We start from the raw sequence: 9,832 nt of genomic DNA on the forward strand, positions 1-9,832 counted from the left end.
GGGGTGCTTGTCAAGGCATCTTTCCCGCCTTGACAAGCACCCCCGCGCCGTCGTCACAATCCAGCTTCGGGGTGCCCCCACGAGGCCCAAAGCAATGTCGCCCCCAGGGCGACGAGCCGCCCCTCAGCCAGTCACACCAAAACCCCACCCAGCACAGCAGAAGCCTCCTCCACCATCCCGTCCACCTCAGCCACCAACCCCTCGATCTCCCCCCACCGCCGGGCATCCCTCCCCGCGTCCGGAATCAACGCCGTCCCCACCAGCACCAACAACGTGTCAATCTCGAACGCCCGATCCGCCAACCGCAACAACGGCACCGCATCCCCGCCCCCACCCGCCGCAGCGACCCGGCAAGCCGCATGCCCCAACTCCCGGCACACCGTCCGCAACCGCTCCCGCACCGCGTCCGCCCGGGCATCCGCCCGCGGGCCGCCAGTCCGGATATTCCACGCCACCGAGAGCAAACAACGTCCGGCATCGTCCATAGCCGTGTTCATCACCGGGCGAGTCTGGAAGCACCCTCCCCACCACGGGTGACCCGACACGCTCAGCTCACCGCATCGAGTGAAGCAACCGCACAGTCGCGTCAAGCGGCAGCCGATCGTCCGCGGCACGGGCGAGGAATTCCTTGATCCGCTGCCCGTCCGGCGTCAGCGCCTCCACGTCATTGACCTCCGCGCTGGCCGCCTCCAACGTGCCCAGCCCGGCATGGTGATGCGCGTCCCGAACCGCGTTCCGCAGCACCGCCAGCTCGGTCGCCGTCGGCCCTCGTTTCTCCGCCCGCAATCGCTCGACAATCCGGAGCACCTGCGGCGAATTCGCGGCCAGCGACTGCCGTCCGGCGAACGACGCGATCATCCGCGGCGTCGCGCGCGTCTCGGCCGGCGGCGGTGGCACCTCGACCGCCTCGCCGACCACCCGCAGACTCTCCAGTGCGGCCGCGCGCCGACGTTCGCTCTCGCGTACGCGCGCGAGCGGATCCTTCCGCCGGGACGCCGCGATCGAGCGGGCCTCGGCCCGGGCCCGCTCCCCCGCGTCGGTCAGCCGCGAACGCCGTTGGTACGTGCCCTCGTCCGCGACCTGCTTGCGCCGGTTCGCGAGCCAGGCCTCGAAACTCTGCCCCTGCCGCGGCGGCTTGCGCACTTCGGTCAGGTCGGCGGCGGACTCGTCGGCGAACCAGGCCTTCATCCGCGAGCGCAGGAAGTCGCCCGGTTTCTCGCCGGACCGGCGCGGCCGCTGCCGCGTCCCGTCCGGCAGCGCGCTCATCGCGATCAGCAGCGCGTCCGGGCAGTATCCGTTGGAGTACCAGAACTCCAGCTGCCGCTCGACGTCGTCGCGTTCCTCCCGGGTCAGCCGCTCGGACACCCAGCCCATCCGGCGGACCAGCACGCCCGTCGCCTGGGCGCGTTCGCGCGCGTCGGCGGGCACGACTGTCGACGGCCATTCCTGATCAGCGATCCGCACCATGCCACACCTCCTCACAAGCGCCGCCTACGGTAACCCGCCGCACCGACAATCACGCGGGCCGCCGCAGTACCGCCACCGTGTTCGCCGCCACGATCACCCCGATCGCCGCCCACGCGACGGCGTCCAGCCGCTGGTCGAGCACCACGAGCCCGACGAGCGCGGCCACGACCGGGTTGACGCTCATGAACGCCCCGAAGAACTGCGCCGGGACCCGCCGCAACGCGACGAGATCGACGAGGAACGGCAGTGCCGACGACAACAGCCCGGCGGTGAGCGCCGCCGCGAACGCGCCGGGCGTCGGCGGATGGTGCAGCATCGCGACCAACCCGATCGGCACGTACAGCAGTCCGGACACCCCGGCCGCGGCGGCCGAACCCTCCGCTCCGGGCAGGCGGCGGCCGACGGTCCGGTTCAGCAGGATGTAGCAGGCCCAGCACAGCGCGGCCACTAGCGCGAGCCCGATCCCGAGGTAGTCGGTGGTCGGCTGCGGGCGCATCAGCGCACCGACCGCCACCGCGGCGGCTACCGCGCACGCCAGCTCCATACGACGCCGGGAGCCAGCCAGTGCGATCGTCAGCGGCCCGAGGAATTCGAGCGTCACGGCCAGCCCGAGGCCGATCCGGTCGATGGCGGTGTACAGCGAGAGGTTCATCGTCGCGAACACGGCGGCCAGGCCGAGCACCGGCCACCACTGCCGCGCGGTGAACGTCCGCAACCGCGGCCGTCCGACAGCCAGCAGGACCACCGCCGCCACCCATTGGCGGACCGCCACCACGCCCGGCGGGCCGAGCACCGGGAACGCGAGCGCCGCGGTCGCCGCGCCGACCTGGTTGGACAGCGCGCTTCCGAGCAGCATCGCGGCACCGGTCGCCCGGGCGTTGCCGCGCGTTCGCGGAGCCAGTTCCGTAGTCGCCATGCGGTCGAGCATGCGTCCAGGCGATCCATGCGCAAAATGCATTGACCGCAACAGCGATACGCTAAACGCATGGATCTGGAGCTGCGTCAGCTGCGCTGCCTGGTGACGATCGTGGACGCTGGCACGTTCACCGACGCCGCACTCGAACTCGGCGTCTCGCAGGCGGCCGTATCGCGGAATTTGGCTTCGCTGGAACGGGTTCTCGGTGTGCAGCTGCTGCATCGAACCAGCCGGAGCCTCGAGCCGACGACGGCCGGCGTCCAGGTGCTCGCGCGCGCCCGGCATCTGCTCGCCGAGGCCGACGATCTCGTCCGCGAAGCCGCCACCGGGCACACGCGGCTGCGCATCGGCCACGCGTGGTCGGCGATGGGCAGGCATACCGCGGAGTTCCAGCGCCGCTGGGCCGACCGGTACCCGGACGTCGAACTGCTGCTCGTGCGCGCCAACACGGCGACCGCCGGGCTGGCCGAGGGGCTCGCGGATCTCGCGGTGGTGCGGCATCAGGTGCCCTCGGGCAAGTTCGCACACGCGACGGTCGGCCACGAGGACCGCTACTGCGCCATGGCCGCCGACGACCCGCTCGCCGGGCGCCGCACCGTCACGCTCGCCGATCTCGCGTCCCGGCTGCTGGTGGTCGATCCCCGCACCGGCACCACTTCCGCCGAGCTGTGGCCGCCGGAGTCGCGTCCGCGGATCGAGGCCACGCACGACGTCGACGACTGGCTCGCCGTCGTCGCCACGGGCCGCTGCGTCGGCGTCACCCCGCATTCGACGGTGACGCAGTACCGCCGCGACGGCATCGTGTACCGCCGGGTCCGCGACGCCCCGCCAGTGCCGGTCCGGCTAGCCTGGCGCGCGCACGATCCGCATCCCGCCACGCACGCCGCGGTGGCTCTGCTTGGCGAGCTGTACCGCGCGGCGCCGAAACGGAAATCCGCTTCCGCGCGCCCGCGATAGTCCACTGTGGATCTTGAAACCGGGGCGATCATTTTCCGTTGACGCGGCGGCGCGGGGCGGCAATGATGAAACCGTCCAGCCACGAAAGGAACCTCGGAATGCCGCACCGCGACGAACGCATGTGCCGGTCGGCCGTTCCCGGCTCCGCGCCATGACGTGGCCCGCCACGCCGTGAGCGAGGAGCCGCCCGCCGGAAACCACCGGCCGGGCGGCTTTTGCGTTCGCGGCCCGTTTCGCCCGGAAGGAGGTGCCCGTCGCCATGGGAGTCCTGGTTCTCAACGCCGGCTACGAGCCCCTGCACACCGTCTCGCTCCCCCATGCCATCCGGATGCTGGTCCGCCAGGTCGCGGTCGTCCACGAAAGCGACGGGCCGGACCTCGGCGTCTTCCCCCGGCCGAAGGTGGTGCGGCTGCTGCGCTACGTCGTGATGAAATGGCGGTATTCCGGGCCGCCGCGCTGGTCCCGTACCGGCGTGCTGCGGCGAGACCGGCACACGTGCGCCTACTGCGGGCGCAAGGCCACCACGGTCGACCACATCACGCCGGTTTCGCGCGGCGGCGCGCGCACGAGCTGGCTCAACACCGTCGCCGCCTGCGGCGGGTCGGCGCGGAGCTGCAACGCGCGCAAGGCGGACCGCACGCCCGCGGAAGCCGGGCTGACGCTGCGGTTCCCGCCGCGCGTGCCGCGGTGGGAGGAGCTGCATCCGCTGACCGGACTGTCCACATGAGACTGTCGCTAGGCTGGCACCCGTGAAGGGCTTGCTGCTGCGGTTGTCGACGGTCGATTCCGGCGCGGAAACGGCGGTGCGCGTCATCGCGTATTTCGACGAGCTGATCGCGCGCCGCGCGACACTGCCGGATCTGCTGCGGGCCACGGCTTTCCTCGCGGAATGCGTCGCCGGGATCCACTGTGTCGACGGAACCGTGCATCGGTTCCGGCCGACCGGTGACCCCGGCGGCGACGGTCCAGTGCCGCCGGGCGCCGTCGTCGTGGACCTCGACGGCACCGGGCGGGTCTGGCTGGAACGCGCGGGCGAGCCGGGGCCGCTCGACGTCCTCGTGCTCGAACGGCTCGCGATCGCGGCGAAGGTGCTCAACCCGGTCGAACCCGCGCCCGCCGCACCGCACCTGGCCGATCCGGCGCTGGTCGAACTGGTGCTGGGCGAGCAGGCGGCGGACGAGGACCGGACGCGGGCGCTGACTCTGCTCGGGCTGGACACCACGCGCCCGTTGCGCGTCGTGGCGGTCGCGTCGGGCTTCGGCCGCGACGCCGGAGCGGACGCGGTCGCCCTTGTCGCGCGCGGCAAACCGCTCGGCGCGCGAGTGGCCGTGGTGGGCGGGGTTGCCGCGGTAGTGCTGCAGCCGCGCGAAGGCCCGGATTCGGTCGTTTCGACGCTGTCCGAGACATTGGCGTTGCGGGCCAAGGATCGCACGCTTCCGGACACTGTCCGGGTAGGCGTCGGCGATGCGGTCGACGGCCTGGAAGCCCGGCGCTCGTGGCTGCAAGCCCGGCTGGCCCAACGGTTCGCGGCGACTTCGCGGCCGCTGGTCGTGCACGAGGACCTCGGCGCGGTGACGTTGCTGGCGGAGATCCCGGCGGAGCGGTTGCGCGCGCAACCGGACGTGCTGGCGTTGAACGCGCTCGCCGAGAACGGCGATCTGGAGACGCTGGAAGCCTTCTGCCGCACGGGTTCCCTGCGCCAGGCGGCGGTCGCGCTGCACCGGCATCACAGCTCGGTGGCGGCGCGGCTGGCGCACGTCGAGGACGCGCTGGGGTGGTCGCTGGACGACCCGGCGGGACGCTTCCGGGCGCGGCTGGCGCTGGCGGCGCGGAGGTTGGCGGAATCCAGCTGAGCCGCGGGGGATCCCCTTGAGCCGCGGGGGATCCCGTTGAGGCACGCAGAATCCCGCCGAGCCAAGCAGAATCCCGTCAAGGCGCGGGGGATCCCCCCGTTTTCCAGTCTATCGGCCGCCACCGACAATTCCGCCGCCTTCAGCCAAGCTGTCCACCGGCGCCTCCCACCGGAACCCGACCGGAACCCGGCCGGAGCACCGTGCCCCGGCCGCCCGGGCTCATTCCGCCTCGACCCCCAGCACCCGGGCCAGCACCGCCCGTCGCTCCGCGGCCTCCCGGCGGCTCACCGTCGCGTGCCGGATCACTCCGGACCCGTGGAAAGTCCCCGGGAACAAATGCAATTCCGTGGGCACCCCCGCCGCCAAAAGCCCCTGGGCGTAAGCGATTCCCTCGTCGCGCAGCGGATCGAACTCCATCACCGACACGTACGCGGGCGGCAGTCCCGAGAGATCGGTCGCCCGCGCCGGCGCCGCATACACCGGAATCTCCGAGCCGCCGCGCTTGCCTGGCCCGCCGAGGTAGTAGTCCCAGCTCGCTTCGGCGGCCCGCAGATGCCACAGCGGCGTATCCGAGAACTGCCGCATGCTGCCGGTCTCGAGGCGGTCGTCCAGTTCGGGCACCGCCAGGAACTGGAACGCGATCGCCGGGCCGCCCCGGTCGCGCGCCAGCAGGGCCAGCGCCGCGGCCAGCCCGCCGCCCGCGCTCACGCCGTACACGACCACCTTGTCCGGGTCGATCCCCAGCTCGTCGGCGTGCTTGACCGACCATTCGAGCGCCGCGTAACAGTCCTCCAGCCCGGCCGGGTACGGACGCTCCGGCGCGAGCCGGTAATCGACCGACACGATCACGACGCCGAGCTCCTGGGCCAATTCGACATTCGCCGCATGGTCGACCTCCAGGTCGCCGAGCGCGAAACCGCCCCCGTGGATGTCGAACACCAGCGCCTTCGTCGCGACGCGGTCCGGGGTGTAGACCCGGATCGGGACGTCGCCCTCGGGACCGGGCACGGCCACGTCGCGGGCAGTCACGCCGGTTTCGTCGAGTTCGCCTCGCATCGAGGCGACCATCTCGGCCATGCCCGCCCGCGAAGCGGCGACGTCGAGGAAGTCGATGTCGGGCAGCATCGGGATCGCGGCGGCGATTTCGGGATCGAACGCATAACTCATCGACGGCCTCCGTCTTCCAGGTGAAGACTTCCATCGTGCCGAAACCCCGGCCCCGGCTGGCACCGCCACGTGTCGCGTACCGCGCGGGGTTGTCCCGCCGAATGGCGAGACCCGCGGCACGGCACGGAAAGACGCCCCACGCCGCCTCCCGTGCCCCGCGACCCGTCAGCGCCCCACTTTCTTCCAGATCACCACGATCCCGATGACCGCCACCAGCACCGCGCCCAGCACGATCAGCCCCTTCACGAACAGATCGTGCACGAGGTGCTGCAGCATTTCGTCCCCGTCCGCGAGCAGCACCGCGTTCACCGGCCGGACCGTTTCCGGTCCGGGTCCTCGTCCAGCCACCGCGCGGCCTGCCGCACGACCTCGCCGCCGACCCGGCCGCGCACGCCCCGCGCCCCGCGCCGGTCCATCGCCCTGGCCGCGGATTTCGCCAGCACCGCCGCGCCTTCCCGGACGCGCTCCCCCTTGCCGCGCCGCCGCAGCGAAACGATCAGCGCGAAGCCCGCCAGCCCGAGGACCACGACGATCCCGGCGATGATGCCGAACCGGATCAGCAGGATGTTCAGCACCGTCTCCACAGCGCACCCCTTTCTGTCACACCTGTGATACAAACCGTTTCTATCACGGCTGTGATATAAAAGTCCAGTGCCTAGAGTGGTGGACGGTGAAGAGCGGCGCGCACACATCGCCGACGCGGTGCTGCGGCTGGCCGCGAAGGACGGACTGCACGCGGTCTCACTGCGCGCGGTGGCGGCGGAATCGGGTCTCAACATCGGTTCGGTGCGGCATTACTTCGACAGCCAGCACGCGCTGATGCGGTTCGCGATGCGCACCACGATCGACCGGACGACCGCGCGGCTCGTCGAACGCCGCGAAAAGACGGGCTCGCTGTCGGAACTGACGCCCGACGAGGCCGTCGACCAGCTCACCGAATTCCTGTCCGAACTGCTGCCGCTGGACGATCGGCGGCGCACCGAGGTGACCGTGCTGGTCGAATTCCTGATGGCCGCGCGCGCCGATCCGGGGCTGGACGACCTGGCGCGGGAAGCGGTCCAGGGCACCGTGACGCTGGCCCGCCGCATCCTCGACGCCCAGGCCCGCAGCGGCCGGTTCGAGCCGAAAGACCCCGAAGTCGAAGCGGCCCGGCTGGCCGCGCTCCTGGACGGCATCGCGTTCCGGGCCGTGTTGCAGCCCGGGCTCACCTCGCCGGAGGAATGCGTCGCCATCCTTCGCGCGCATCTGGCCGAACTCATCCGGCCGGTGGGTGACACCCACGTGTGAGCTTCGCGGAGACGGGGTAACCGGCGGAACTGGAGCGGTTCCAGATCCCGGGGAGGACCTCGATGCCGGACTCGGCGGCGACGCTGCGGGCCGCGGGCCTGCGCGTCACCAAGCCGCGGCAAGCCGTGCTCGGCTGGCTCGGCGAACATCCGCACGCGACGGTCGAAGCGATCGCGGCGGGCGTGCGCGAAAGCCTGGGCAGCGTGTCGATCCAAGCGGTCTACGACGTGCTCGCCGCGTGCGGCGACGCGGGACTGGTCCGCCGGATCGAGCTGTCCGGGCATCCGGCGCGGTTCGAACGGCGCACCGGCGACAACCACCACCACGTGGTGTGCCGCCGGTGCGGCCGGGCCGAGGACGTCGACTGCGTCCGCGGCGAGGCGCCCTGCCTGACCCCGCACGACGGGCACGGGTTCGCCGTGGACGAGGCCGAGATCGTCTTCTGGGGCCTGTGCCCGGACTGCTCCAGCGTTTCCGACCACCACGAGGAGCTCGCGAGATGACCGAAGAACCGAAACCCCCGGCGACCACCACGGACTCCGGGATCCCGGCCGAGAGCGACGAGCACTCGCTCACGCTCGGCCCGGGCGGCCCGATCCTCCTGCAGGACCATTACCTGATCGAGCAGATGGCGCAGTTCAACCGGGAACGGGTGCCGGAGCGCCAGCCGCACGCCAAGGGCAGCGGCGCGTTCGGGCACTTCGAGGTGACCGCCGACGTCAGCCGCTTCACCAAAGCGGCGGTGTTCCAGCCCGGCGCGAAAACCCCGATGGCGGCCCGGTTCTCCACCGTGGCCGGCGAGCGCGGCAGCCCGGACACCTGGCGCGACCCGCGCGGGTTCGCGCTCAAGTTCTACACCCCCGAGGGCAACTACGACCTCGTCGGCAACAACACCCCGGTGTTCTTCATCAAGGACCCGCTGAAATTCCAGCACTTCATCCGGTCGCAGAAACGCCGCGCGGACAACAACCTGCGCGACCACGACATGCAGTGGGACTTCTGGACGCTGTCCCCCGAATCGGCGCACCAGGTCACCTGGCTGATGGGCGACCGGGGCATCCCGCGCACGTGGCGGCACATGAACGGCTACAGCTCGCACACCTACATGTGGGTCAACGCCGCGGGCGAGAAGTTCTGGGTCAAGTACCACTTCAAGACCGACCAGGGCATCGAGTTCTTCACCCAGCACGAGGCCGACCAGATGGCGTCGGCGGACACCGACTACCACACCCGCGACCTGTTCGAGGCCATCGCGCGCGGCGACTACCCGAGCTGGACGCTGCACGTTCAGGTGATGCCGTTCGAGGACGCGAAGACCTACCGGTTCAACCCGTTCGACCTGACGAAGGTGTGGCCGCACGGCGACTACCCGCTGATCGAGGTCGGGAAGATGACGCTCGACCGCAATCCGACCGACCACCACACCGAGATCGAGCAGGCCGCGTTCGAGCCGAACAACCTGGTGCCCGGCATCGGCCCGAGCCCGGACCGGATGCTGCTGGGCAGGCTGTTCGCCTACGCCGACGCACACCGGTACCGGATCGGCGCGAACTACAAGCAGCTGCCGGTGAACGCGCCGACCGCGCCGGTGCACAGCTACAGCAAGGACGGCGCGATGCGCTACGCCAAGGTCTCCGACCCGGTGTACGCGCCGAACTCGAAGGGCGGCCCGCGCGCCGACACCGAACGCTACGGCACGCCCGCGGGCTGGCACGCCGACGGCGAGATGGTCCGCTCGGCCTACGTCGACCACGCCGAGGACGACGACTGGGGCCAGGCAGGCACCATGGTGCGCGAGGTGCTGGACGACGCCGCACGCGAGCGGCTGGTGGACAACATCGTCGGGCACCTGCTGAACGGCGTGACCGAACCGGTGCTCAAGCGGGCTTTCGAGTACTGGCACAACGTGGACAAGGACCTCGGCGACCGCGTCGAGTCCGGCGTGCGCGCGAAGCAGGACGAGAAGGACCCGAAGGCGGCCGAACAGGCCAACCCGGCACGGGAGAGCATGCAGCGCAAGGCGTAAGCACTTTTTCCGAAGTGGGGGGGGGGGGGGGGGGGGGGGGGGGGGGTGGGGGGTTGGGGGGGGGGGGGGGGGGGGGGGGGCGGGGAAGGGGAGGCGGTCTGGGACGCGATCAAGCACCTAATTCTTCCCGCGCTCGCGCTCGCCACCATTCAGCTCGCG

The 9,832-nt window shown here is 71.2% G+C and carries 12 protein-coding genes; 6 read left to right on the forward strand and 6 right to left on the reverse strand.

All coding sequences use genetic code 11. The annotated features are described in order from the left end of the window. Nucleotides 1-131: 131 nt before the first annotated feature. From ACZ63D_RS03940 to ACZ63D_RS03950, 3 genes are read right to left on the reverse strand one after another with little or no spacing between them, the layout of a single operon-like run. Nucleotides 132-497, reverse strand: a complete 366-nt coding sequence (locus ACZ63D_RS03940) for a hypothetical protein (RefSeq protein WP_465353689.1) — start codon at nt 495-497, stop codon at nt 132-134. Between the two features lie 55 nt (nt 498-552). Beyond that, nucleotides 553-1,467: a hypothetical protein gene (locus ACZ63D_RS03945; RefSeq protein ID WP_465352791.1), complete on the reverse strand. Its 915-nt coding sequence runs from the start codon at nt 1,465-1,467 to the stop codon at nt 553-555. A gap of 49 nt (nt 1,468-1,516) precedes the next feature. Next, nucleotides 1,517-2,383, reverse strand: a complete 867-nt coding sequence (locus ACZ63D_RS03950) for an EamA family transporter (protein WP_465352792.1) — start codon at nt 2,381-2,383, stop codon at nt 1,517-1,519. Nucleotides 2,384-2,452: 69 nt separating this feature from the next. Here ACZ63D_RS03950 and ACZ63D_RS03955 point away from each other — a divergent pair, with 69 nt between their 5' ends. The 3 genes from ACZ63D_RS03955 to ACZ63D_RS03965 all read left to right on the forward strand — a co-directional run bounded on the left by ACZ63D_RS03955 (nt 2,453) and on the right by ACZ63D_RS03965 (nt 5,193). Beyond that, nucleotides 2,453-3,340 (forward strand): LysR family transcriptional regulator, encoded by an 888-nt coding sequence (locus ACZ63D_RS03955; RefSeq protein WP_465352793.1) that lies wholly within the window; start codon nt 2,453-2,455, stop codon nt 3,338-3,340. A gap of 259 nt (nt 3,341-3,599) precedes the next feature. After that, the gene (locus ACZ63D_RS03960) at nt 3,600-4,067 is read left to right on the forward strand and encodes an HNH endonuclease (RefSeq protein ID WP_465352794.1); all 468 of its coding nucleotides are present in this window, start codon (nt 3,600-3,602) and stop codon (nt 4,065-4,067) included. 22 nt (nt 4,068-4,089) lie between these two features. Next, complete coding sequence (locus ACZ63D_RS03965) at nt 4,090-5,193, forward strand: helix-turn-helix domain-containing protein (RefSeq protein ID WP_465352795.1); 1,104 nt, start codon at nt 4,090-4,092, stop codon at nt 5,191-5,193. Between the two features lie 219 nt (nt 5,194-5,412). Here ACZ63D_RS03965 and ACZ63D_RS03970 read toward each other — a convergent pair whose 3' ends face one another. The 3 genes from ACZ63D_RS03970 to ACZ63D_RS03980 form a co-directional block, all read right to left on the reverse strand. Next, nucleotides 5,413-6,360 (reverse strand): alpha/beta hydrolase, encoded by a 948-nt coding sequence (locus ACZ63D_RS03970; protein ID WP_465352796.1) that lies wholly within the window; start codon nt 6,358-6,360, stop codon nt 5,413-5,415. Between the two features lie 165 nt (nt 6,361-6,525). Continuing rightward, nucleotides 6,526-6,669, reverse strand: a complete 144-nt coding sequence (locus ACZ63D_RS03975; RefSeq protein ID WP_465352797.1) for a hypothetical protein — start codon at nt 6,667-6,669, stop codon at nt 6,526-6,528. Then, on the reverse strand, nt 6,666-6,944 hold the full coding sequence (locus ACZ63D_RS03980) for a hypothetical protein (protein ID WP_465352798.1): 279 nt from the start codon (nt 6,942-6,944) through the stop codon (nt 6,666-6,668). The genes ACZ63D_RS03975 and ACZ63D_RS03980 overlap by 4 nt, the downstream gene beginning before the upstream one ends. 67 nt (nt 6,945-7,011) lie before the next feature. Here ACZ63D_RS03980 and ACZ63D_RS03985 point away from each other — a divergent pair, with 67 nt between their 5' ends. The 3 genes from ACZ63D_RS03985 (at nt 7,012) to ACZ63D_RS03995 (ending at nt 9,673) form a co-directional block, all read left to right on the forward strand. After that, entirely contained in the window at nt 7,012-7,647 is a 636-nt protein-coding gene (locus ACZ63D_RS03985) for a TetR/AcrR family transcriptional regulator (protein WP_465352799.1), read from the forward strand. Between the two features lie 62 nt (nt 7,648-7,709). After that, entirely contained in the window at nt 7,710-8,150 is a 441-nt protein-coding gene (locus ACZ63D_RS03990; RefSeq protein WP_465352800.1) for a Fur family transcriptional regulator, read from the forward strand. Continuing rightward, a complete protein-coding gene (locus tag ACZ63D_RS03995) occupies nt 8,147-9,673 on the forward strand; it encodes a catalase (RefSeq protein WP_465352801.1) in 1,527 nt (508 codons plus the stop codon). The genes ACZ63D_RS03990 and ACZ63D_RS03995 overlap by 4 nt, the downstream gene beginning before the upstream one ends. Nucleotides 9,674-9,832 lie beyond the last annotated feature (159 nt).

The sequence above is a fragment of the Amycolatopsis sp. NPDC104775 genome (genome assembly GCF_055583325.1).